General features: G+C 47.2%; 20 protein-coding genes. 8 read left to right on the top strand and 12 right to left on the bottom strand.

Annotated features, from left to right (window positions below; translation table 11 throughout):
• Positions 1–10 precede the first annotated feature (10 nt).
• From rplI to rpsF, 4 genes are read right to left on the bottom strand one after another with little or no spacing between them, the layout of a single operon-like run.
• Positions 11–463, bottom strand: a complete 453-nt coding sequence (rplI, locus tag HYN51_RS01710; RefSeq protein ID WP_108901258.1) for a 50S ribosomal protein L9 — start codon at positions 461–463, stop codon at positions 11–13.
• 36 nt (positions 464–499) lie between these two features.
• Positions 500–727 (bottom strand): 30S ribosomal protein S18, encoded by a 228-nt coding sequence (rpsR, locus tag HYN51_RS01705; protein ID WP_000135199.1) that lies wholly within the window; start codon positions 725–727, stop codon positions 500–502.
• Between the two features lie 4 nt (positions 728–731).
• Positions 732–1,052: a primosomal replication protein N gene (gene priB / locus HYN51_RS01700; protein ID WP_108902119.1), complete on the bottom strand. Its 321-nt coding sequence runs from the start codon at positions 1,050–1,052 to the stop codon at positions 732–734.
• 6 nt (positions 1,053–1,058) lie between these two features.
• Complete coding sequence (gene rpsF / locus HYN51_RS01695) at positions 1,059–1,460, bottom strand: 30S ribosomal protein S6 (RefSeq protein ID WP_108901257.1); 402 nt, start codon at positions 1,458–1,460, stop codon at positions 1,059–1,061.
• Between the two features lie 512 nt (positions 1,461–1,972).
• Between rpsF and HYN51_RS01690 the strand changes: the two genes are divergently transcribed.
• Positions 1,973–5,419, top strand: a complete 3,447-nt coding sequence (locus HYN51_RS01690; protein ID WP_108901256.1) for an autotransporter outer membrane beta-barrel domain-containing protein — start codon at positions 1,973–1,975, stop codon at positions 5,417–5,419.
• A gap of 75 nt (positions 5,420–5,494) precedes the next feature.
• Here the strand turns inward: HYN51_RS01690 and HYN51_RS01685 are convergent, their stop codons facing one another.
• The 3 genes from HYN51_RS01685 to HYN51_RS01675 form a co-directional block, all read right to left on the bottom strand.
• The gene (locus HYN51_RS01685; RefSeq protein ID WP_108901255.1) at positions 5,495–6,232 is read right to left on the bottom strand and encodes a DUF3142 domain-containing protein; all 738 of its coding nucleotides are present in this window, start codon (positions 6,230–6,232) and stop codon (positions 5,495–5,497) included.
• Positions 6,202–8,370, bottom strand: coding sequence for a hypothetical protein (locus tag HYN51_RS01680; protein WP_108901254.1), 2,169 nt, complete (start codon positions 8,368–8,370; stop codon positions 6,202–6,204). Before HYN51_RS01680 ends, HYN51_RS01685 begins: the two co-directional genes overlap by 31 nt.
• A gap of 89 nt (positions 8,371–8,459) precedes the next feature.
• Positions 8,460–8,948: a YbaK/EbsC family protein gene (locus HYN51_RS01675; protein WP_108901253.1), complete on the bottom strand. Its 489-nt coding sequence runs from the start codon at positions 8,946–8,948 to the stop codon at positions 8,460–8,462.
• A gap of 123 nt (positions 8,949–9,071) precedes the next feature.
• Between HYN51_RS01675 and HYN51_RS01670 the strand changes: the two genes are divergently transcribed.
• The 3 genes from HYN51_RS01670 (at position 9,072) to HYN51_RS01660 (ending at position 11,515) form a co-directional block, all read left to right on the top strand.
• The gene (locus tag HYN51_RS01670; RefSeq protein ID WP_108901252.1) at positions 9,072–9,728 is read left to right on the top strand and encodes a helix-turn-helix transcriptional regulator; all 657 of its coding nucleotides are present in this window, start codon (positions 9,072–9,074) and stop codon (positions 9,726–9,728) included.
• 70 nt (positions 9,729–9,798) lie between these two features.
• A complete protein-coding gene (locus tag HYN51_RS01665) occupies positions 9,799–10,755 on the top strand; it encodes an AEC family transporter (RefSeq protein WP_108901251.1) in 957 nt (318 codons plus the stop codon).
• Between the two features lie 76 nt (positions 10,756–10,831).
• Positions 10,832–11,515, top strand: a complete 684-nt coding sequence (locus tag HYN51_RS01660) for a glutathione S-transferase family protein (protein ID WP_108901250.1) — start codon at positions 10,832–10,834, stop codon at positions 11,513–11,515.
• A gap of 65 nt (positions 11,516–11,580) precedes the next feature.
• Here the strand turns inward: HYN51_RS01660 and rlmB are convergent, their stop codons facing one another.
• From rlmB to HYN51_RS01640, 4 genes are all read right to left on the bottom strand, one after another.
• On the bottom strand, positions 11,581–12,315 hold the full coding sequence (rlmB, locus tag HYN51_RS01655; RefSeq protein ID WP_108901249.1) for a 23S rRNA (guanosine(2251)-2'-O)-methyltransferase RlmB: 735 nt from the start codon (positions 12,313–12,315) through the stop codon (positions 11,581–11,583).
• A gap of 73 nt (positions 12,316–12,388) precedes the next feature.
• Positions 12,389–14,824 (bottom strand): ribonuclease R, encoded by a 2,436-nt coding sequence (gene rnr / locus HYN51_RS01650; protein ID WP_108901248.1) that lies wholly within the window; start codon positions 14,822–14,824, stop codon positions 12,389–12,391.
• Positions 14,825–14,836: 12 nt separating this feature from the next.
• The gene (gene nsrR / locus HYN51_RS01645) at positions 14,837–15,286 is read right to left on the bottom strand and encodes a nitric oxide-sensing transcriptional repressor NsrR (RefSeq protein WP_108902118.1); all 450 of its coding nucleotides are present in this window, start codon (positions 15,284–15,286) and stop codon (positions 14,837–14,839) included.
• A gap of 316 nt (positions 15,287–15,602) precedes the next feature.
• Positions 15,603–16,901, bottom strand: a complete 1,299-nt coding sequence (locus HYN51_RS01640; RefSeq protein ID WP_108901247.1) for an adenylosuccinate synthase — start codon at positions 16,899–16,901, stop codon at positions 15,603–15,605.
• Between the two features lie 444 nt (positions 16,902–17,345).
• Here HYN51_RS01640 and fruB point away from each other — a divergent pair, with 444 nt between their 5' ends.
• From fruB to HYN51_RS01620, 4 genes are all read left to right on the top strand, one after another.
• Entirely contained in the window at positions 17,346–18,476 is a 1,131-nt protein-coding gene (gene fruB, locus HYN51_RS01635; protein WP_108901246.1) for a fused PTS fructose transporter subunit IIA/HPr protein, read from the top strand.
• Complete coding sequence (gene fruK / locus HYN51_RS01630; RefSeq protein ID WP_108901245.1) at positions 18,473–19,411, top strand: 1-phosphofructokinase; 939 nt, start codon at positions 18,473–18,475, stop codon at positions 19,409–19,411. Before fruB ends, fruK begins: the two co-directional genes overlap by 4 nt.
• Positions 19,412–19,425: 14 nt before the next feature.
• Positions 19,426–21,117, top strand: a complete 1,692-nt coding sequence (gene fruA / locus HYN51_RS01625) for a PTS fructose transporter subunit IIBC (RefSeq protein WP_108901244.1) — start codon at positions 19,426–19,428, stop codon at positions 21,115–21,117.
• Between the two features lie 295 nt (positions 21,118–21,412).
• Positions 21,413–22,563 (top strand): IS3 family transposase gene (locus HYN51_RS01620; protein WP_108901243.1). Its coding sequence is split into 2 segments (ribosomal slippage): positions 21,413–21,665 and positions 21,665–22,563, totalling 1,152 coding nucleotides; the frame shifts between segments, so codons are not numbered across the junction.
• A gap of 1,084 nt (positions 22,564–23,647) precedes the next feature.
• Here the strand turns inward: HYN51_RS01620 and hflC are convergent.
• The gene (hflC, locus tag HYN51_RS01615; RefSeq protein WP_108901242.1) at positions 23,648–24,673 is read right to left on the bottom strand and encodes a protease modulator HflC; all 1,026 of its coding nucleotides are present in this window, start codon (positions 24,671–24,673) and stop codon (positions 23,648–23,650) included.
• Positions 24,674–24,679 lie beyond the last annotated feature (6 nt).

Here is a 24,679-nt window from a genome sequence, read left to right as displayed (position 1 = left end):
AAAACTAAAATTAGTCTTCAGCAACCACGATAACGTTCAGTTTAGCAAATACTTCACTGTGAACTTGGAAGCTTACTTCGAACTCACCCAGATGGCGTAAAACGCCTTCTGGCAGACGAACTTCGCTCTTAGCCACTTCGACACCAGCTGCAGTTACTGCATCAGAAATGTCGCGAGTACCGATAGAACCAAACAGTTTACCTTCGTCACCCGCTTTAGAAGCGATAGTCACGCTGCCCAGACCAGTGATCTTAGCGGCACGAGCTTCTGCAGCAGTCAGAGTATCAGCCAATTTGGCTTCTAACTCAGCACGACGAGCTTCGAAAAACTCAATGTTTTTCTTGGTTGCCGGAACCGCTTTACCTTGCGGTACCAGATAGTTACGAGCATAGCCCGATTTAACGTTAACTTGATCACCCAGGCTGCCCAGGTTAGCTACTTTATCAAGCAGAATAACTTGCATTACCGTATCCTCTTTAAGTTCGTGGATCGTTGCCGATTACTGATGACGATCAGTATACGGTAACAAAGACAGGTAACGTGCGCGCTTAATAGCACGTGCCAGCTGACGCTGGTACTTAGCACGGGTACCGGTGATACGGCTCGGGACAATCTTCCCGCTCTCGGTGATATAATTTTTCAGCGTTGCGATATCTTTATAGTCGATCTCTTGAACGCCTTCCGCGGTGAAACGGCAGAACTTGCGACGACGGAAATAACGTGCCATATGGCTAGTCTCCAGAATCTATCAATTCAATCTGCTCGGCATGTAACACTAATTTATTGAGTCCGTTGCGGCCTTGATGGCTACTGACAAAACCGGATACTCTCAGGTTACTGCCGACCGTTATACTGTGAGTTAATGCTTGAGACTGCTGTCCACTGACAATCACGGGCATTCTGCACCATGCTTGTCGGTTAAATCCGGCTTCCTGCTGTTGTGAGCTGTGCTCTAGCACAAACTGACAATGCGGGACCCCAGATGGACTTACTTTACGGATGGGGGTCTTGGTTACAATACCCGACAACACCAACCGATTTGCAGTCTGCACCGGCAATTACTCTTCAGAATCCTCAGCATCATCTGAGTCATCATCCATTAGCTCTTCAGCAAAATCTTCACGACGCTCGCGACGTTCATCTTTTGCTTTAACCATTGGAGAGGCTTCAGTTACGGCATGCTTAGTACGCATTACCATGCTACGGATAACGGCATCGTTGAAGCGGAAGTTAGTTTCCAGTTCATCGATCGCTTCCTGCGGTGCTTCAACGTTCAGCAGAACGTAGTGAGCTTTATGCAGTTTGTTAATTGGGTAAGCCAGTTGACGACGACCCCAATCTTCTAAACGGTGAATTTCACCACCTGCAGTTTTGATCGCACCGGTGTAACGTTCGATCATACCTGGAACTTGTTCGCTTTGGTCGGGATGGACCATAAAGACGATTTCGTAATGACGCATCAATTGCTCCTTACGGATTATTCAGCCTCCTGTCAGGGTCAGCCGTGGCCCATGGAAGCAAGGAACGTGTTTATGTGTACGGCTGAAAAAATGACGCTGAATTGTACGTTTATGGCGGGGGAACTTCAAGGAGATTCAGCGTTGGTTTAGTAATCTTCTGAATATCTTGAAGTTAAACTGATTCAAGACTGTACAACCGCCGCCATTTCAAGGTCAGAACTAAAATGTAGACAGGAGGTACCAGCGACCATCCTGACGGGGCGATGATCGCCAATCCATATTAGCTCAACACAGACTCTTTTATACTTTCGCCTCAATAAACGAATAATAAAAAATTATACAAAACGTTAATTTGGCCTTATCTAGAAAACAATCTGAAACCATTCCATAAGCAATAATTAATATTATAAAGTTTTTTTTAATCTTTAAACTTTTTTATGTTGATTACAACATTAATAATTTCACTTAGAAATCATCCATTCTGTCTATTACTTAGCACAAAGGAATGTAATATGAAAAAATTAATAATCCCCTTATCTTTGCCAGTATTATTGCTTGGGCCATTGGCTCTGGCTGCCGATAGCTACCGAGTTTCCGGCCCACAGGGTACCTCTGTATTTCAAGTTACCTTTTTTAATCAGGGTGAAGCACCGGAAACACACCCGGATGTTGACCCTATCACTGCATCGACTTGGACGCTCGATAATCTGCAAAAAACAAAAGTCCTTAACAGTATCGATTATTGGGCTGAAGTCATCACCCCTCGTACCGGGCAACTTCCGGCGCTGATCCACATCACTACGTTTGATGATGAGAATGCCGTCGGCAGCAGTGAATTTGTACATCAAGGCCAGTTTAGTCTTACCGAATTACAGGCTGCATTACTGGGTCAGGATCCCGGCTCATTACCATTAGGCTCCCACGCTCAACTCACTCTAGGGAAAATGGATTACGACACTCTGGCTTATGTTCCTTCGTTGTTACCTCGTTCTACGACTCAGGCAGATACGTTTAGTATCGCACTTCATGAAATGGCCCATGGGTTAGGTATCAATAGCAATATCGCAGGGCAAAACTCGCTGATTGATCAAAATGACCAAGAGGATGAACAGAGTGATGAAACGGATGAAGAAGAAACCATAGCAGATAACGTGCCAGACACACCGGCATCCAATACCAGCGATACCCCATCCCTTCCTACGCCTGATACCGCAAATACTCCCACACCATCGGACAGCAAACCCTATGCCTCAACAACTTATGGCAGTTGGGCTGAGCATCTGCGTGATGATAATGGCCGTCCTCTGCTACCCGGTCAGGCCGTTCTATGCTCAAGCTGTGATAATGCCTACTCTGACAACGCATTCGATGTACGTCAGGACAAAGGCTATTTTGCAGGACAATATGTTAATGAAGTCCTAGCAGGGGCCATGCCGGGAGTGCCAATAAAAATTATGGGGGAAGATGGCAAGCTTGATACTGATTACCTGAGCCACATAGAGCTAAAAAATAGCCTTATGAGCCATCAGAACTACCGAAATTATACTACGTTCATGGAAGCGGAAATGGCGGTGTTACAGGACATGGGCTATCAAATTGAACGCCGTAACTTCTTTGGCTTTTCGGTTTATGGTGATAACCAGACAATCATCAATCAGCATGGTTATTCACTATGGGATACTGCTTCTCAGGCCTATATTGCCAACCAGTACAATACCTCTACTCTCGGATTAGGGTTACATATTTATGGCAGTCACAATCAATTGCATCAGGCTGCTGACATTCTGACCTCTGGAGCAGGTGCCGCTGGTATACGAGTAGATGGAGAAAATAACACCCTGATAATTGAACCTAATACTCGTGTCTACGCTGATGGACTCAACGGCCGTGGCGTGATGTTCACCTATGGTAAAGACCACAACCTTATTCATCAGGGTGATATTCAGGCTAATGGTGAAAAGGGGATCGCCGCCCTCTTTGATTTTGGTAATAACCTGTTAGGTAACTCAACGGAATATCGGGGTTCCTTTATCCACAGCATCGATGATAAAGAAGCCGATTTATTGCCAGAACTAGAAGGTGCATTGGTTAATAATGCCGATATCAGCGGTCGCCTGTCAGGGAAAGATGCCGCCATTTATATTTCGCCAAATGCGTTGGTTAACAATATTAATATAATGAACGGTGCTCGTTTGGAAGGCGACATCTATTCTGATTACGATCAAAAAGATGATAATGGTCAGCAACGTCTGACCCAGCTTACTTTTGGCAAATTGGCTGACAATCGTGGCCGGGCTAGCAATGAGGCTGATGCCAGCTTCAATTTACGTTATGACGGTAATATTGATGGTATTAACAATCTGGCACTGAATCTGTCGGGTGGTCAGACCTCCCTCAACGGTACACATCAAGTTTATAGCGTGAATGTTGCCTCAGGTGCCAAACTGGGAGGAAACAGCCAATATACACTCAACAACAACGGATTGTTCAGCAACCACGGTATTATCGCCCCCGGCAACTCAATGGGCCGAATTGATATTCAGGGTAATTACCAACAGGGTCAGAATGGGCAACTATTGCTTGAAATTTCCAGCGATGGTTCCAGCGATATCTTCACCGTCAGTGGTACTGCCGACTTAAATGGTCAGTTAACCTTTGCACCTCAAGTTGGTTGGTATCCGAGCGGTTGGACACAAGATACTCATGATATGTTGGTCTTCGGTTCTACCACGGGTGAATTTAGTGAGGCCAACAGCCAATTTGAATCATCGACCCTAAGGTTACAAATTACGCCTCAGGGCAACGGTTTGTATCAATTAACCATGCTGCGAGATAACAATGCCTACAGCCAATATGCTTTGGATGATAATGCTCGCCGGGCAGGCCGCGCGTTAGACCAAATCGTGGCGAATGCTCAGGCAGATCTGCAACCGTTATTTAGCTCGCTGGACTTTGCTAATAGTGATGCCATCGCCAATACGCTAAGCCAACTTTCCCCAGCTAATTACAGCGCGATGTTTGCCAGTTCGCTAAACCGTGAACAGCAGATTACGGATATTATCAGCACTCGAAATACCTCAGCCTCTGACCGGTCTGAACCCGGGCCACGAGCGTTTGCCATTCCGTTTGGCGGAGGCTTCTGGCAAAACCGTCAGGATAACAGCGTAGGATATAACGCCTCCAGCTACGGTATTATCTTTGGTGCCGAGAAACCAAGCGAAACGGAGCCTGATTGGACATTCGGCTTCCACGGTGCAGTTAGCGGTCAAACGGTAAAGGTTAAATCGCCTGAAAACGGAACTGGAAAAACCACCGCGTTCAATTTAGGCCTGCATACTCGTTATGCACAAGATCCCATGTCCGGTATCTATCTGTTTGGTAACGGCCGTATTGGTATTGAAGATGGATCCATGGATCACAGCGTAAGAATAGGCAATTACCATACCAATAATCAATCCGACTGGACTGGCCTAAGTGGATCGCTCATGGCCGGCGGAGGCTATAACTGGGCACTAACATCAGAACTCAGTGCCGGGCCGGTAGCTGCACTAAACTATACCGTTCTATCTCGCCCGAGTATTAGTGAAAACGGCTGTGGCAGCGCTTGTCTGGAACTTGATTCCCAAACCTTTAATTCACTACGTTCCAGTATCGGTGTCGGTAGCACCCTCGATCTATCGAAGGCAACGGGTCAGGGCGTTAAAGCTGGCTTGCGTCTCATCTGGAATCATGAATATCTGGATACTGATTTAGTACAAAATGCTAATTTCAGCGGATACGATAACGTTTCGTTTAGCAGTAAAAATCGTATCACAGGCCGTGATTCTCTTGGCGTACAGGGCGACCTAGGTTATCAGATTAATAAAAATGTGACAGTTAGTATCGGTGCATCCAGCGATCTGTTCCGCTCTGGCTATAGCTCTATTTCGGGGAATGCCTCAGTGAACTGGCGTTTCTAAGCCGCACGGAGAAATAAATTTCTGTTAAAAAAATGCCCGGCTTTTTAAGCGGGCATTTCAACGACATCAGGTAAATCACCCCGGATTTAACAGAAAAACCACCTCGCCGTCATAGTAAGGCGATTGTGATAACCGCTGCTGCCACTGCTTATCCCACTCACCGTACTGAACTAAACCAACGCGAAAAGGAATAGTTAAATCAAGCAGAGCAGGCAAATAGGCATCATAATGGGTGACGGTCTTACGCCCCTGATAGGTCTGCACCACCAGCTCATCCACCGGCAGTTGATTAAGCTGATTAACATTACCCGTTTTAGCCCAATCCAACAGGCCGGTAACGCTTAAGGGACAATCTTTTGGCAATTTGTTCCGTAATCGACTTAAGAATTCCGAATATTTATCAATCTGATAGCTAGCAGCATCAAAATCAATTTGAATGCCAACGTGCTGATTGCCTGCGGCAACCCACTTTTCCCTTAGCGTTAACATGGCGTCCAGCATCGGCTCTGGAATATCTAGCGTCGTGACACGTATTGATAACCAAAGCTTAGGGACTTTCAGCCTGCTAACCGGGATCCCTTTGCTCCACAGCCGGGCCTTCCCCTGCTGACGAACAATTTCGCCCTGATAGAGATAAAGCTCGGACATCTGGTGCAACACAGGCTGAGGACGAACCCCAGCCCACAGCCAAAACATCTGGTACTGACTGGCATCAACACCGGTTTGAGCCACACAAACAATCGGACTCAATAGCAGGCTCAGTACCAGCAGAACGCGTTTAGTTACCAGTAGTAACGCAGTTTCTCTGCCCACACCGATCCTTTGTAATCACGCTTCAATTGCTGGAACCAGGACTTACGCACACTGTTGTCAATTTCCTGCCCATCACAGCGGTTGTAGCCAGAAGGGGAATAACACATTATCGCTCGGTAAAGGGCGTAGCTTTTATCTTCCGGCTCTGCATTCGCATTAGCGATAACTTGTTGATAATGAGTCAAACGGCTCTGCTCTTTACCTTTAAACATGGCTGGTGCATCGTTTAGCTGCCACTGTAAACCATATTCCCTCTCGGTATTGACCCGCGTTTCCGTCAGGCGAAAAAATTCCCCCATACAGTTCAGCGCATGGCCATCTTTAGGTTGCTGAGCCAGTATTTCAGCCGTCTTGTCCAGTGAAGCACAATGATATCCTTTCTCGGTATTGCTGCCGTCCCAGTCAAATACCGTGATATTCACATCACCCAGCGTCGATTTATCAAACTTCAGTGATACGGAATCTTTTCCTAATGCACGGTCTTTCAGGTAATCCGAATAATTTCCGGTAATCAAATCACGTGTGAGTAAAGTATGTAGAGCAATAACGCGCTCTTCATTATTTACACCAGAAGTCACTTGTTGACGCAATAGCGAAGCATCCGCCACGTCTTTTAGCACTAAAGAGCGGAAACGAAGTGAGGTAACGGGACTGTTCGCGGCAAATACCAGCTCAGGTTTCCCCTGATAGGCCAGTGAATTAGTCAGCATCAACTGCAGAAATTGCTGTTGAATCGCAGTGGTTTTCAACGTCAATAAGTGACGCCAGTGCGCTTCCGCCTGAGGCCATTTTTTCTCAGCCTGCAACGCCTGACCTAAAAGAACCTGAAGGCTGAAATCCACGGTATCCGTCAGCGCCTGTGTTGTTGCGGCAGGAATAGAAGACTCTACTTTGGCATAATCTTTTGGTAGATAAAACAGCCAGACGCTATGCAAATAGTTCCATGCTGAGGCCATGCCGGCCTTTTCAAACATCGGTTTATAGCCATTAATTTCTGCTTCAGTTACCAGAATGGCATTAGGACGAGACTGATAGCCTTCCCGTAAACGGCGCAGGGTTTGAGTCAGGGTTAACATCGGCGTATCTGGCGCAGAAACAAATTGGTTCTCTGAGGATTGCCATGCGTCACTACTCAATAATTTGGTATCAACTTCATTAATCAACGTCTGTAGCATTTCCAAATTAGCAGCCCGCCCCAAGGCCTGTTCGGAGCTTTTAGCCAATTCATTCCAATCAGAAGCAAACCAGTGAATGCGGCGATACAGGTCTTGAGTTGATGCGGCATAACGCCCTGTAGGATAAGCAGCAAGGTATTCCTTCGCCTTCTGAGCAGCCAATGAGGTCAGGTTTTTATCGCTCTTGGTTACGTCAAACATCTCATATTCATCTAAGGCATGTTCAATCGACTGATTTAACGCCACGCGAAACAGCATGTAAGTCGCGGTTTCCGCGACCCACGGTTGGTTCGCCTTTAGTAGATTCTGAAAACCCGTGGTGGCCTCGCTAAAGTTCCCATTGTAAAAATAAGCGGCGCTCAATAAGTAATTATGTAGATCGGCGGCATGTGATTTTTCAGGAAAAACAGCGGTTGAAACATCAGCCAATTCAGGATTAACCAAGAGATTCACGCGTTGGTGGGCTAAATCTTTACGTTGTTCCGGCGTAAGCGCTTTATCATCAATAAGTAGCTGAAAAAACTGAGCTAAAGCTGCTGGCGTGTTAGAAACCATTCGGCCACGGCCTCCTAACAGCATCTTATCCGACAAATCAAGAGCGCTAATATCAACGCCTAACTGATCGGCTAACTTTTTAATCGCCGGTATATCAACCTCGGTGATAACAAAACCATATTCATTAGTGCCTGACAGTGGTGCTATCCGAGGGATACTAAAAGGTAATTCACGGCTGCGGCCCGGTTCTGCCGCCAAGGGTGCATACACGGAAGCAAATTGATGCTTGTCTGATTCCAGCAGCAGCAAGTTTGCACGGGTATCATTATCTATCCACAAAAAGGGATAGCTGCCTAGGGGAAGCGTGCACGGAGCTAACCAAAAATCACATCCATCGCCATCAAAAGAGGCCTGCACTGGCTGACACAATAACCCGGTAAGGCATGCTGCTAAAAAGAACGTTTTCACTCGCACCAACTCCCTGTCATCACTAAATCTATTCACCGTCTTTTATCATATTATTTATGGGTTATCACCACATGATTGATGGCCCAATATCAGGCTGATTCTGAAAATTCAACTTGCTCTGGTTTTACAATACGTAGGTAGTCCTCCACATTAAGCAACAGCGATTTTTCTAACGATCCGGCATTAAAAACCATCTCGTCCAATTGCTGAAATAGCAAAGGATCAACCACCAGCTTAAGATCAGGATGAAAGCTAAAAGGGGGAATTGCACCGAATACACACTGTGTCAGTGTCATTACCTCTTGTGGGCTGGCCAGTGATGCCCGTGTTCCACCCAGTTTCTGAGCCAGCATCAACAAATTGGCCTTACGATGAGCAGGAAGTACCGCCAGAACATGCTGTTTCATACCGTTGCCTTTTACATGGCAAACCAGCGCTTTAGCTCCCTGCTCAATTTGCGTTCCTCTGGCTTTAGCCGCCTCTTCGGAACGCCCGGCACTGACATGCTCAACGATCCGGTAGCGAGCCTGCCCGCCATCTAATAAAGTAATAAGCTGGTTAAAGATAACTGATGACATAATATCTCCCTGTTGTAGCCTGCAAGATGCCAGAAAGCATACTCGTTCTCCCGCCAAATATGCGATAAACTTCTTATCATACTGTATAAGAGTCAACAGAAAGTAAAACCGGATAACTGACTGATGCCATCAAATACCCCCTCATCTTCACCTGCTGAAAACGAAAATCAACTATTGCTACGTGAAGCAAAAAAAATAGCGACGGCACTGGGCAAAATGTTTACGCCCAGTTGCGAAGTGGTATTGCACGATCTGACACACGCCCAACATGCCATTATCGCGATGGAAAACCCCCTTTCCGGGCGGAAAATTGGCGATCCGGCAACGGAGATGGGTTTGGCAAGAATTCAGGACGATCAATTTCCTGATGTGATACAAAACTACGAAAGCCAATTCCCCGACGGCAGGCCCGCTAAAAGCACCTCAATAGGGCTGAGAAATAGCCAAGGAGAGTATGTGGCGGCCCTGTGCCTAAATTTAGACATTTCCCTATTTAATACCATGCAACAAGTACTTAGCCAGCTTACTGCGATAAATAACCATGAAGCTTCGCTAAATGAGCCGCTAAAGTCATGGAAACTGGATGATATCAGAACAGAGATCAACCAATACGCCGCCACACTGAACACCCAGCCCCGCGCCCTCTCCTCTCAACAGCGACAAAAGCTCATCCGTCACTTATCCGATCAGGGAATGCTGCAACTGCGTGGCGCAGCTACGGCGGCAGCGGATGCTTTAGGTATTTCAAGAGTCTCCATCTATAATGCTTTGAAGAACTAATTTGGATAAAAAAACAGCGTCTAACTAATATATTAATTAATAAAACTTTTCAAAATCAAGCAGGGCTCCCATGTATAGCTTCCTTCTTCCTTTATGGCATCAAATCGTACTTTCTGCACCGTTGTTTATTCTGGCTATATTGGGGTATACCTTAATTCGCTGGGCAAAATGGAGCCAAAACGTAGCGGAAGGTTTAACCAAATTCGTCTTCTCTGTAGCGCTGCCAGCCATGCTGTTTCGCATGATGTGCAATTTCTCCAAACAGCCGCCGGTGGATGCACGCTTACTGATTGCCTTTTTTGGTAGCTGCCTGATTGTTTTTGTTATTGGCCGAATACTGGCAGCAAAGATGCTTAAGCTGGATGGAACATCAGGCTCCGTATTGGCGCTGGGAGGGATATTCTCTAACAACGTTATGCTGGGTATTCCGGTGGCAACCGTCGCCCTTGGGCAAGCTTCTCTACCTTCTGTTGCGCTGGTATTAGTGTTCAATGGTTTAATCCTTTGGACGCTGGTTACCGTGTCGGTTGAATGGTCACGCAACGGCTCTCTCTCTATCAATGGTTTTGCCAAAACCGCTGCCAACGTGCTGAAAAACCCACTGATTATCGGCATTATCTCCGGAACACTGTTTAGTTTAACGGGTTATGATTTACCTGCCGTTGTCGACCAACCGGTAAGTATGCTTGGGCAAATTGCGGCCCCGATGTCATTGGTAGCCCTGGGTATGGGGCTAGCGGAATATCGTATTCGTGATGGCTGGCAAATAAGCTCCGTGATTTGTACCCTAAAGCTTATCGTTCAGCCTTTGATTGTTTGGCTGTTAGCTATCGCGCTCAATCTCCCCCCGATGGAGACTCAGGTCGTAGTTTTACTGGGATCAATGGCGGTCGGCGTCAATGTCTATCTGATGGCGCGTCAATTTAACGTGATTGTTGGTCCGGCAGCATCCAGCATGGTGATATCAACGATTCTATCAGCCATAACCACACCGCTGATTCTAACCCTGATTGGCGTTCGCGTTTAACTACCTGAAAAAATTTTAACCTACAATGAAATACTGAAGTATTTCATTATCCATTAATAATCAGGAGAGGCTCATCATGTATCAGTTGTATATTGCCAATAAAAATTACTCTTCATGGTCACTTCGCCCTTGGATTTTACTCAGTCAGTTAGGTATTCCTTTCGAGGAACATATCGTTCCATTCAATACCGGCTCCAACTGGGAGAAGTTTCGCAGCTTCTCTCCATCAGGAAAAGTTCCTTGTCTGGCCGACGATCAAATCATTGTCTGGGACTCTCTGGCCATTACTGAGTATCTGGCGGAGTCTTATCCTGCCGTCTGGCCGGACTCCCGAGAAGCGCGAGCTTGGGCCCGCTGCGCCAGCGCAGAAATGCACTCTGGATTCAGCGTATTACGTAACAGATGCCCCATGAGCGTTGGGGTACGAATCCGTCCCCATCAGCTACCCGAGCAATTACTCACCGAACTGACACGACTAAGTGAACTGTGGGAACAAGGGCTAAATCAATTTGGTGGCCCTTTTCTGGCAGGTAAAAAGTTTACTGCCGTGGATGCTTTTTTCGCTCCCGTCGCTTTCAGAATTCAAAGCTATGATTTACCGGTTTCTCCAGCCGCTAAAGCCTACGCTGAACGACTATTAAACCTTCAGTCCATGATGGAGTGGGAAGAAGAGGCGTTAAAAGAGGTCTGGCGGGAAGAGGGTCATGAACAGGAAGCGCTGGCAATTGGCGTACTGTTAAATGACTTAAGGGCCGAATAGATTTAGAGATGATAAGACCCGCACAAATGCGGGTCTTAATAAAGGTAATGTCGCGAAATTAAGCATTACTCTCCGCGCTGGCGCACCATCTCAAACAGGCAAATGCCGGTCGCTACCGATACGTTTAGTGATGACACACTCCCCGCCATTGGAATACTAATCAACTCATCGCAATGTTCACGAGTGAGACGACGCATCCCCTCACCTTCCGCGCCCATCACTAGCGCAACCGGACCGCTAAACTTAGTCTGATACAGTGTATGATCAGCTTCTCCCGCAGTACCTACCACCCAAATATTCTGTTCTTGCAGATAGCGTAGGGTGCGAGCTAAGTTAGTCACACGAATCAAGGGGACAGTTTCTGCCGCGCCGCTGGCGACTTTCTTCGCCGTTGCGTTCAACTGAGCCGATCGATCGCGAGGTACAATCACCGCATGAACGCCGGCCGCATCAGCACTGCGTAAACAGGCACCCAAATTATGAGGATCGGTTACGCCATCCAACACTAACAGGAATGGTTTTTCCAGCCCCTCAATCAAACTAGGCAGATCGTTTTCCTGATACTGACGCCCTTCTTTAACTCGAGCAACAATCCCCTGATGCACCGCACCCTCGGCCTTATTATCCAGCCATTGGCGATTAGCGACCTGTACCGAAATACCGTTTTGTTCAATTTGTTGAATCAACGGTAGCAAACGGCGGTCTTCACGACCTTTAAGAATAAACACTTCAATAAAACGTTGAGGATCGCTCTCTAATAGTGATTGAACCGCGTGGATCCCGTAAATAATTTCACTCATGTCTCAGTTCTTCTTCAATACAATATAAAAGCAGGGCGACACCGTGGCCGCCCTGCGATAATGACCGGACAGATTAAAGGTCAGCGGCTTTTTTAGCCCGTTTACTCTTTAATGCTGCTGTTATCTTTTTAGTTTTAGCTGAAGGTTTAGCCTTCTCTTTGGTTTTAGATTTAGCAGGCGCTTTAGCTTTACTTCCCGCTTCATCCTGCTTGGTTTTGCTTCTTCTTGGCGCTTTTACACGCACATTACTGTCAGCAACAAAGTTATCTGCTTTAGAACGGGCACCTTTTTTGCCCCTTTCTTTTTCAGTTTTACCTTCACCGCGCGGACGACGCTCACTGGAAACCAGTGCAAAATCTATTTTACGTTCATCCAGATGAACAGCCTCAACTTTTATCTCAACTTTATCACCGAGCCGGAAAGCTTGACCAGAAGACTCACCAATCAAGCGCTGACCGACATTATCAAACCGGTAGTAATCATTTTCCAGCGTTGAAACATGGACTAAACCATCAATATACAAATCATCCAGACGAACAAAGAAGCCAAAACCCGTCACGCTGGATATAGTACCTTTGAATACTTCACCTACGTGATCTTGCATGAAGTCACACTTCAGCCAGTCCGCTACGTCACGCGTTGCTTCATCAGCGCGGCGCTCGGTCATAGAGCAGTGCTCACCCAATTGCAGCATCTCTTCCGTAGAGTAGTGCCAACCGCCGCTGGAAGTGGAACCGCCTTTCTTACCGGACAGTACGAACTTGATCGCCCGATGTAAAGAGAGATCCGGATAACGGCGAATCGGTGAGGTAAAGTGCGCGTAGGCATCCAACGCTAAACCAAAGTGACCTCGATTTTCTGGGTCATAAACCGCTTGCTTCATTGAGCGCAGCAGCATGGTTTGTAGCATTTCACGATCGGGACGATCGGCAACCGCATCCATCAGTTTCGCGTAATCTTTTGGCGCAGGCTCTAAACCACCACCCAGCGTTAATCCCAGTTCAGACAATACGCTACGCAGCGAAGCCAGATTATCACCCTTAGGACGATCGTGAACGCGGAACACCGCAGGCTCTTCTGCCCGCTCAACAAAACGAGCGGCAGAGATATTCGCCAGAATCATACACTCTTCAATGATCTTATGTGCATCATTACGTACTAGCGGTTCAATTCGTTCAATACGGCGCTCGGCATTGAAGATAAACTTCGGCTCTTCGGTTTCAAACGAAATACCACCGCGCTGCTCGCGGGATTTATCCAGCACTTTATACAACGTATGTAGTTCTTCCAGCATGGGTACCAGTGGCTGGTAGTGCTGACGCAGCTCGGCATCACCGTCCAGAATATGCGCGACCTTGGTGTAGGTCAGGCGAGCATGGGAGTTCATCACAGCTTCATAGAATTCAAATGAAGTCAGCTTACCGGTTTTAGATATCACCATTTCGCAAACCATACACAGGCGATCGACCTGAGGATTTAGCGAACAAAGACCGTTAGATAACACTTCCGGCAGCATAGGAATAACCTGCGACGGGAAATAAACTGAGTTACCACGACTGCGTGCTTCAGCATCCAACGACGTTCCCGGCCGAACATAATAGCTAACATCGGCAATAGCAACCCACAGGCGCCAGCCGCCGCCGCTTTTTTTCTCACAGCATACCGCATCGTCAAAGTCGCGGGCATCTTCGCCATCAATGGTGACCAGCGGTAAATCACGCAGATCAACCCGCCCTTTTTTGGCTTTCTCCGGTACCTGTTCTTTCAGGTCATGAACCTCATTCAGCACCGCTTCCGGCCAGACGTAAGGGATTTCATGGGTACGCAATGCGATATCTACCGCCATTGAGGTTCCCATGTTATCGCCCAGCACTTCAATAATGTTACCGATAGCTTTGGTTCGGCGAGTTGGGCGTTGCGTCAGTTCAACCACCACCACATAACCCATGCGGGCACCCATAATGCTCTCTGGTGGGATCAAGATATCGAAGTTCAAGCGACTGTCGTCCGGCACCACAAAACCAATTCCGGCATCAGTAAAATAGCGTCCGACAATATGACTGGTTTTAGGTACTAAAACTCGTACTACGCGAGCTTCGCGACGACCTTTACGATCTAATTCCATCGGTTGGGCTAAAATAACATCCCCATGAATGGCCAATTTCATCTGTTCAGGTGAAAGGTATAAATCATCTTTACTGCCTTCAACCCGCAGGAATCCATAGCCATCACGATGGCCGATTACCGTGCCTTTCACCATATCCAGACGTTCCGGTAGTGCATAGCATTGGCGACGGGTGAAAACCAGTTGACCATCACGCTCCATCGCTCTTAAACGACGACGTAGCGCCTCTTGTTGTTCTTCGCTTTCCAGTCCCAGCGCTTCTACCAGTTCATCACGACTGGCTGGCGTCTGGCGCTTTGATAATAAATCGAGAATATATTCGCGGCTGGGAATGGGATCCCCGTACTTTTCAGCTTCACGGGCTAAGAAAGGATCTTTTGTCATTATTTATCCTTATTATTTATTGACCGATATGGCAGGATGCTCCATAAACAGCAGGGTTTGAAGTCCAGTGTTATCAACCACCATATCAGCAAGGGTATGACTATCGAGTTCGTGTAAAAAAGCTTTCACCGCATTATCCAATACTATTTTTAAGCGGCAGGAAGGGGTGATATGACAAAATTGTGGGCTACAGTTTACCAGAGCTAACGGCTCCATCGCTCGGACCACATCACCAATTCGGATATCTTCTGCGGCCTTACCTAAACGAATACCACCATTTTTTCCGCGCACGGCGTCCACCAGGCCGACTCGACTCAACTGATTAATAATCTTCACCATATGGTTACGTGAAACCCCATAGACTTCTGTGACCTCTGAAATACTGGTCAACTCACTCTCTGGTAACGATGCCATATAAATTAGAGCCCGCAGGCCATAATCGGTAAAACTGGTTAATTGCACAAACACCTCATAACAATAATTACGTTCCAAACAGCCATTACCATCCTGCCGGCTGTATATCGCGAGCTCAACGATTCACCCGCATTTTCGGCGCATTAATATCCCTGCACCGAATAAAAAAACTCACATTTATCTATTCAGAATAGCAAACATGTTGACTATGCGCTTGAAAATTATCCGGTTTGCACATTATACATACAAATGTCACTATCCATTGTAGGTATATAGTAAACGATAGCGAACAAAGCGGATAACTTTCCTTATAAAAAAACCGGGCTGATTAGCCCGGTTTTTACCTGTACATCAACAATGAAACTTACGCGTCAAATGGATCGCGCAGAATCATGGTTTCAGTACGGTCAGGACCGGTAGAAACGATATCTACAGGCACACCGGTTAACTCCTCTACGCGCTTAATGTAGTTACGCGCGGCCTGAGGCAGTTTATCAAACTCTTTAACACCAAAGGTGGTTTCAGGCCAACCCGGCATACTCTCATATACGGGTTCGATACCTTCCCAAGCATCTGCATCTAACGGCGTGGTTTCAACAACTCGGCCATCGGGCATGCGATAACCAACGCAGATTTTCACTTCTTTCAGGCCATCCAACACGTCCAGTTTGGTCATACAGAAACCGGAGAGAGAATTCAGCAAGACCGCACGACGAACGGCAATAGCATCTAACCAGCCAGTACGACGACGACGACCCGTGGTTGCACCAAATTCATTACCTTTCTGGCAAAGGAATTCACCCACATCATCAAACAGTTCTGTCGGGAAGGGGCCCGCACCAACGCGAGTCGAATAGGCTTTTACAATACCTAATACATAGTCGACATAGCGAGGGCCTAAGCCAGAACCCGTCGCAACACCACCAGCGGTAGTATTTGAAGAGGTCACATATGGGAATGAACCGTGGTCAATATCCAGCAGTGTACCCTGAGCCCCTTCAAACATCATTAACTCGCCTTTCTTGCGTGCGTTGTCTAGCAGATCGGATACGTCAACCACCATTGAAGTCAAGATATCTGCAATCGCCATGACATCATCCAGAACGGTCTGATAATCAACGGCATCAACTTTGTAGTAATTCACTAATTGGAAGTTGTGATACTCCACCACTTCTTTGAGCTTAGCGGCGAACGTCTCTTTGTTAAATAAGTCGCTGACGCGCAGAGCACGACGCGCTGCTTTATCTTCATAAGCAGGTCCGATACCGCGGCCAGTGGTGCCAATCGCTTTTGAACCGCGCGCTTTCTCACGAGCTACATCCAGAGCCACATGATAAGGCAGGATCAGCGGACACGCACCTGACAGGAGCAAGCGCTCACGCACAGGGATACCGCGATCTTCCAATTCACGCATCTCTTTCATTAAAGCTTCTGGAGATAACACCACGCCGTTACCAATAACGCTGATAACGTTTTCACGAAGAATGCCGGAAGGAATCAAATGAAGAACGGTTTTTTCACCGTTGATAACCAGAGTATGGCCCGCATTGTGTCCGCCCTGATAGCGTACAACATACTTAGCCCGTTCAGTCAGCAGGTCAACGACCTTACCTTTACCTTCGTCACCCCATTGAGTGCCCAGTACGACGACGTTTTTGCCCATCTCACGATTCACCAAGTCAGTTAAAAAAGAATTCTACCATTACATTTCGTTGCTTTCAGTATTTTTTAACACACTTAATCGAACTCGGACCAGATAAAAACCTGAATAGATGAAAAAATCATCATTTCTTTGTTCCGGCGCAAGTAATCGATTGCCTGATGAGCGTCTTCCATGAGGTTTTTCCTTTTAATACCTAAAATGAATAAGGTGTGCTTTATGTCAGCAAACCTCATTTATCCCCCTCATTTTCGTTAGCAATAAGTTAAAAAACGTGCGTAATGTCAAAAAAATGAAATCAGATAGCAAAGAAAACTTGCATAAATAGCGAACAGTGAACATATTCTCACGAAACGATTCAGCACAGATAAACCAACAAGTTAAGTTAAGTCTGTGCTTATTTTTCTATCAAAAGCTGAAACGATTCAGTTATTTAGGAGGGAAATTATGTATCAATTACCGATTCAGAATATCCATTTGAATGCATCGGCAGCTAATAAACAGCAGGCAATTGAGCAAGTTGCATCAGCATTGGCTCAATCGGGCTATGTCAATTCTGGCTATCTTAACGGCATGTTACAACGGGAACAGCAAACATCAACCTACCTAGGTAATGGCATTGCTATTCCCCACGGTACAACGGATACCCGCCATCTGGTGTTAAATACCGGTATCCAAGTTTTTCAGTTTCCTCAAGGGATCGAATGGGGTGACGGCCAAACAGCGTATGTTGTCATTGGTATTGCGGCCTGCTCGGATGAACATCTATCACTGCTTCGTCAATTAGCGCATGTACTGAGTGATGAAAGTCTGGCATACCAACTTGCCAACACAGATTCGGCAGAACAACTTCGCAGTTTGTTAATGGGAGAGAAGCAATCGGCTGAATTCTTTTTTGATGCCTCAATGATCGTTCTGGATCTTGATGTGGATAATATAGTGACTCTACAAGCACTCAATGCCGGGCGATTACAGCAAATCAATGCCGTTGACCACCCGTTTATTGCCGATATCCTCAGCCGTCCTCCGGTCAATTTAGGGCAAGGCATTTGGCTATGCGATAGCCTTAAGGGCAATCTGCTCAGCGCGGCAACCATCAGCCGCCCTACCCGTGCTTTTAACATCAACGGTGAACCCGTCGGGCTACTACTGACAATCTCCGTTGCCGATCGACAACCCAACCCATTACTAAACCGTTTAGGTAGCCTGCTCATCGCACAACAAGCAGAACGCCTGCTAACCGCAGATACAGCAACACTATTAGCGCTGTTAACCAGCGATACCATTCCTGATGAACAAGCCATCAGTGCTGAATTTGTTATCCACAATCAGCATGGATTACATGCTCGCCCGAGCACGGTGCTACTTAATACCATCAAACAATTTAATACCGAAGTGACCGTCACCAATCTCAACGGTAGCGGTAAACCGGTCAATGGACGCAGCATGATGAAACTGGTTTCTCTAGGTGTTCAAAAAGGCCATCGGTTACGTTTTACCGCCACGGGCAAAGATGCACAAATGGCACTCTCCGCTATTGGTAATGCTATCTCTACTGGTTTAGGGGAAGGCGTATGAGCAGAAAAGTCGCCACCATTACCCTCAATCCTGCCTACGACTTAGTAGGAAGCTGCTCCGCGCTGGAGTTAGGTGAAGTGAATCATATTCAAACCACCGGGCTACACGCCGCAGGAAAAGGGGTAAACGTTGCCAAAGTTCTGAAGAACCTGGGGATCGATGTCACCGTTGGTGGTTTTATCGGGCGGGACAATCAGGATGGTTTCCAGCAGCTATTCAGTGAGTCAGGTATTGCCAACCGCTTTATGGTCGTGCCCGGTCGCACTCGAATTAACGTCAAACTAACGGAAAAATCGAGTGAAGTGACCGATCTGAATTTTTCTGGTTTTGATGTTCCACCACAAGATTGGGATCGTTTCGTTACTGATTCCCTCTCTTGGCTAGGCCAATTCGATATGATCACCGTCAGCGGCAGCCTACCGACTGGCGTTTCTCCAGATGCATTTACTGAATGGATGCTGCGACTACGTAGTCTATGTTCCTGCATCATTTTTGACAGTAGCCGTGAGGCTTTGGTTGCGGGTCTTAAAGCCGCACCATGGTTAGTCAAACCTAACCGCCGTGAACTGGAAATCTGGGCAAATCGCCCATTACCCACCATGCACGATATCGTTAATGCTGCCCATGAGCTTCGGGCGCTAGGTATTGCGCATGTGGTTATTTCACTCGGTGCAGAAGGCGCGTTATGGGTTAATAACTCTGGAGCTTGGCTGGCTAAACCTCCAATTTGCGAAGTAGTCAGCACTGTTGGCGCAGGTGATTCAATGGTTGCCGGTCTGATTTATGGTTTGCTGATGCGTGAATCCAGTGAACATACCTTACGTTTAGCGACTGCGGTTGCAGCTCTGGCGGTTGGCCAAACCAGCGTAGGCGTAGGAAATCGACTTGAATTAGCCGCCATGATGTCGCGAGTTAATTTGATACCGTTTAATTAGAGGCAGGATGCATAATGAAAACATTAATTCTTTCAGATAATTCACTGGGTCAGGCCGTCAGTCATCTGGCTAAATTTACACTGGCTGCAAATATGGAAAAGGCCGGATTAATCCAAGTAGAAACCGTGGATGAAGCCGAACTGGCAATTATTGTTGGCGACTCCATACCTGAACAATACTCACTGGAAAATAAAAAAATCTGGCTGGGAAACGCACAGTCCGCTATTAGCCACCCCGAGGAATTCATTCATCAAGCGATAAACAATGCACATTCCTATCACTGCAGCCAGACAACCCACAGTATTCCAACCCAGACTAAGCGAATCGTCGCCATAACCGCCTGTCCTACCGGCGTTGCCCACACTTTTATGGCCGCAGAGGCTATCGAAGTCGAAGCTAAAAAACGCGGTTGGGAGGTAAAAGTTGAAACACGCGGCTCCGTTGGTGCAGGCAATACCATTACGCCAGAAGAAATAGAACGGGCCGATCTGGTGGTCGTTGCTGCGGATATCGAAGTAGATTTAAGTAAGTTTGCTGGCAAACCGATGTATCGCACATCGACCGGATTAGCCCTCAAGAAAACCGATCAGGAACTGGATAAAGCCGTTCAACAGGCGCAAATTTTCACCCCACAACAACAAAACAATAGCACAGTCAGTGATAAAAAAGAGTCCGCTGGCCCTTATCGTCATCTTCTGACGGGCGTTTCTTATATGCTACCGATGGTGGTGGCTGGCGGGCTCTGTATTGCCCTTTCGTTTGTTTTTGGTATCACCGCCTTTGAACAGCAAGGTACGTTGGCTGCAGCGCTGATGGATATTGGCGGTAAATCTGCTTTTGCCCTGATGGTTCCAGTATTAGCGGGTTACATTGCCTTCTCTATTGCCGATCGCCCTGGGCTAACGCCAGGTTTGATTGGTGGTATGTTGGCGGTCAGTACTGGAGCAGGTTTTCTTGGTGGTATTATTGCAGGCTTTCTTGCAGGCTATGTCGCCCTATTTATCAGCAACAAGCTATATCTACCGAAAAGTTTGTCAGCACTGAAACCGATTCTGATTATTCCACTGGTCGCCAGCCTAGTGACGGGTTTGGTGATGATTTATGTGGTGGGTACGCCAGTAGCAAAAGTGCTGGCCGCCTTAACCCAATGGCTGAAAGATTTAGGAACCGCTGACGCCGTTATGTTAGGTGCCATTCTGGGTGCCATGATGTGTACCGACATGGGAGGCCCAATCAATAAAGCCTCTTATGCTTTTGGCGTTACTCTCTTAAGCACCAAAATTTATGCGCCTATGGCAGCGATTATGGCTGCTGGAATGGTTCCACCATTGGCCATGGGATTAGCAACGCTGTTAGCCGCTCACAAATTTACTAAAAATGAACAGGATGGTGGTAAAGCCGCTCTGGTATTGGGGTTGAGCTTTATCACTGAAGGCGCAATCCCTTTTGCAGCCAAAGACCCAATGCGCGTTATCCCTTGTTGTATGGCAGGCGGAGCTCTGACTGGCGCTCTATCGATGATGTTCGGTGCCGAGCTAACTGCACCGCATGGTGGCCTGTTTGTACTGCTAATTCCTGGTGCGGTTCATCCTGTCGTGGGTTACCTGATAGCGATTATCTCTGGAGCGGTGGTAACGGGTGTCACGTATGCGGTGATAAAACGTCGGGATGTTGTAGTGTCGGAAGGGGTGATTCAGGCAGCGTAGCTGATTCGTTTTTGAGGTAGTCAGGGGCGTTGAGGGGCGAACACCCCTGACAACCCCGCGCCCTTTTTAATCACCGCTGCATTCGCAGACTGGTTCTGTGTCAGTACATTAGTCACTGCCTATATGGGCCACAGTGATTCGAGGTGGCGACTTGTGCTTTTCTGTGATGGGTTCTTTTTAGTTCGGTACACATTTTGCCGTCTCAAATGCTGAGCACAACTTGCCCCCTGTAGTGGTCTAATAAACTCGGACACCAATTAAGGTGGTAAACTCAAACCATCAAGAGAGGTGAATAATGATAAAAGAACGTCGACATTTTACCCCAGAGTTTAAACGTGAAGCAGCTGCACTGGTTGTTGAGCATGGCTATAGCACGACTGAAGCTTGCAGAGCAATGGGGGTTGGTGAAACAGCGATGCGTCGCTGGGTAAGACAACTGAAATATGAGCAGCAAGGTGCCACTCCAACTACCCAAGCCTTAACCGCGGAGCAACAACGTATTCAGGCTCTGGAGAAACGAATAAAACACCTTGAATTAGAAAAGGAAATCTTAAAAAAGGCTACCGCTCTCTTAATGTCGGACGAATTCAAAAATATGAGCTGACAGCCCAATTAAGTGAGCGTTACTCAACCCGGCTGCTCTGCTCATTATTTGATATCTCCAAATCGACTTTCTATGACACCCAATCCAGAACGGTGAATAAGGAGCGGGGGCGGCTTCGTCAGCATGTTGTCAGTCTTTTTAAACAGAGTCGGGGCTCAGCCGGTAGTCGAACTATTGTTGGCATGCTGCGTCAGGAAAAGATAGTGATTGGTCGCTTTAAAGTGAGACGACTGATGGCAGAAGCGCAGTTACAAAGTAAACAGCCGGGTTCACATCGCTATAAGCCTGTGACAATAGAACGTCCGGAGATAAGTAATATACTGGGTCGTGATTTTATCCCGTCCAGACCTAATCAGGTATGGACGAGCGACATTACTTATATCTGGTCTGGGTGCTGGATTTACCTTGCAGTGGTACTTGATTTATATGCCCGAAAGGTTATTGGTTATGCTTTATCAGATAAAGCGGATGCAGGGTTAGCGATTAAAGCTCTGGATATGGCCTGGCAACATCGTGGCAAACCTAAAGGAGTGATGCTCCACTCAGATCAGGGTTGCCAGTACACAGCACGGGCCTTCAGACAAAGGTTGTGGCGTTATCAGATAACGCAAAGTATGAGTCGTCGGGGTAACTGTTGGGATAATGCGCCGACAGAACGCTTATTCAGAAGTTTAAAAACAGAATGGGTTCCGGAAACGGGTTATCACAATCTGATGCAAGCGAAATCAGATATAAGCCGTTACTTGTTAGAATATTATAATCAAAGGCGACCACATGCTTTTAATGGTGGATTACCGCCAATGATTGCAGAACAACTTAAGTTGGAGTCCGGGAATACTTGACCACTACACCCGCAGCACGCGTCGAGTCAGGGGTGTTGAGGGGCGAACACCCCTGACAACCCCGCGCCCTTTTTAATCACCGCTGCATTCGCAGACTGGTTCTGTGTCAGTACATTGGTCACTGCCTATATGGGCTGCGGTGTTTCGAGGTGTCGACTTGTGCTTTAGTTTGCTTTTCTGAGATGGGTTCTTTTTAGTTCGGTACACATTTCGCCGCCTCAAGTACTGAGCACAACTTGCCCCCGCAGCACGCGTCGAGTAGGGGATGTTACAGGGCTAACACCCCTGACAACCCCACGCCCTTTTTAATCACCGCTGCGTTCGCAGACTGGTTCTGTGTCAATACATTAGTCACTGCCTATATGGGCTGCGGTGTTTCGAGGTGTCGACTTGTGCTTTTCTGAGATGGGTTCTTTTTAGTTCGGTACACATTTCACCGCCTCAAGTACTGAGCACAACTTGCCCCCGCAGTACGCGTCGAGTCAGGGGTGTTGAGGGGCGAACACCCCTGACAACCCCCCGCCCTTTTTAATCGCCGCTGCGTTCGCAGACTGGTTCTGTGTCAGTACATTAGTCACTGCCTATATGGGCCACAGTGATTCGAGGTGGCGACTTGTGCTTTAGTTTGCTTTTCTGAGAAGTATTAAAAAAACTTTGTCTTTTGTCTTTTGTCTTTTGTCTTTTGTCTTTTGTCTTTTGTCTTTTGTCTTTTTAGGTTAAAGCATCCGAATGTTGCCGAAGGAAGCAAAAAAATAGCACGACCCGCAAGGATGCGGGTTGAGGCGCAGCGACGTCGGGAGCGGCTCTGCGCCGGTGCGTCATTTTTTTGCTGACTGAGGTTGCCGCCGCAAAGCGGCGGTCAACAGTCGGCTGCGCAGGCGCGGGGAGTGCAGAGGGGCGTTCGCCCCACGCCCCTTTGCTCGACGCAAACACCGATGCTGGGTCAGGCTCAGTACCTGAGGCGGCGAAACCTACACTGGACCAAATATTTAAAGCAACGAAACTGGCACAAAGCCCAATACCCCCCCCAACAACAAAAAGGGCCCGGAGTTCCCCCGGGCCCTTCTCAATCCAAAAACAAAACTTACTGCTTCAATCCAACCGACGGTGACTTCATATACCGGAAAAACTCGCTATCCGGACGAAGTACCATCACATCATTGCCGCTATTAAAGCTAGTCTCATACGCACGTAAACTACGAATGAAAGCGTAGAAGTCAGGATTCTGACTGAAAGCATCAGCAAACAACTTAGCCGCAATAGCATCACCCGAACCCCGAGTCATACGAGCTTCACGTTCTGCTTCCGCAATAGTCTTGGTAACACGATAGTCAGCCAGAGCGCGGATCTTTTCAGCTTCTTCCTGACCTTGTGAACGATGACGGCGGGCAACAGCTTCACGCTCTGCGCGCATACGCTGATAAATCGCGTCCGACACTTCCGTTGGCAGGTTGATTTGTTTGATTCGCACGTCGATAACCTGAATACCCAGTTCAGCCATACTGTTAGCATTAACTAAAGGCAACTTATTATCTGCCGGTAATGTGTCCGCAGTTGCTGGCACTTTTCTTTCCTCTTGCGAAGAAACAGAAGCTTGAGTAGCCGCTGGCGCAACTTCAGATGGCTTATCTTCATATCCGTTGTTTAATGCATTACGAACGTCTTGCATTAATTGACCACGAGAGTCAGTTACCAAATCTTTAATATCACGCTGACCAATTTCAGAACGTAAGCGGTCACTCAGCTTACTATTCAGAATACGCTCCGCATTGGCACGGTTACCATCACCCGTTGCCAGATAGTAGCGGCTGAAATCAATGATTTTCCACTTAACGTATGAGTCAACGATCAGGTCTTTGGTCTCTTTGGTTACAAAGCGATCGGCCTGATTGTTCATCGTTTGAATACGCGCATCCAGCAGTTTTACCGAGTCAATCAGAGGCATTTTAAAATGCAGACCGGGTTGGTAAACCTTTGGATTATCCTGAGAATCACGTAACACTTTACCGAAACGCAGCACGATACCGCGGCTCCCTTCCTCCACCACGAACAGGGAAGTAAAGATACCGACAATAACAATAACGATAATAGGAATAAGTAATTTACGCATCGGTGA

Source organism: Limnobaculum parvum, from assembly GCF_003096015.2.
Classification (GTDB): domain Bacteria; phylum Pseudomonadota; class Gammaproteobacteria; order Enterobacterales; family Enterobacteriaceae; genus Limnobaculum; species Limnobaculum parvum.
This window is presented reverse-complemented; position numbering and strand designations above follow the sequence as displayed.